The sequence below is a fragment of the Paenibacillus phytorum genome, from assembly GCF_013141715.1.
In the GTDB taxonomy this organism is placed as follows: domain Bacteria; phylum Bacillota; class Bacilli; order Paenibacillales; family NBRC-103111; genus Paenibacillus_E; species Paenibacillus_E phytorum.
This window is the reverse complement of sequence record NZ_WHOA01000140.1, coordinates 1-526: the sequence shown is the minus strand read 5'-3', so window position 1 is coordinate 526 and position 526 is coordinate 1. Positions and strand designations below refer to the sequence as shown.

Sequence of the window (526 nt, the reverse complement as noted above, 5' to 3'; positions counted from 1 at the left end):
GCAGCCCGCATTGCTTCTGCCTTCGTTGTTAAGCCTGCTACGATGGGGCAGCGCCTTACCCGTGCGAAAGCGAAACTTAAGAGCGACGACATTAAATTCGACTTGCCCGGAAAGGACGAATGGCCTGAGCGCCTTGATGCCGTGCTTGAAGCCGTCTATGCAGCCTATGGGAGCGGCTGGGATGATGTGGCCGGCGTAGATCCACGCCGGAAAGGACTGGCCGAAGAAGCGATTTTCATGGGAAGGCTGATCGTACGGTTCATGCCGGGGGAACCGGAAGCGCTGGGATTGATGGCGCTTATGCTGCACTGTGAAGCACGCCGCCATGTGCGGCGCGATGAGGCAGGCGGCTATGTTCCGATAACCGAACAGGATCATTCCCGTTGGTCAATCACGATGATCGAGGAAGCGGAGCATTGCCTTCGTGCTGCCGCGCAAGGGAACCGTATCGGGCGGTTCCAGCTTGAAGCGGCAATTCAATCCGTGCATGCCCAGCGTGCCTGGACTGGCCGAACGGAGTGGGAAG

General features: G+C 58.9%; 1 protein-coding gene. It reads left to right on the top strand.

Annotated features, from left to right (window positions below; translation table 11 throughout):
- Nucleotides 1-42: 42 nt before the first annotated feature.
- Nucleotides 43-526 (top strand): DUF6596 domain-containing protein (locus GC098_RS41255; protein WP_312880248.1); only part of this gene is annotated, 484 nt, incomplete at its 3' end.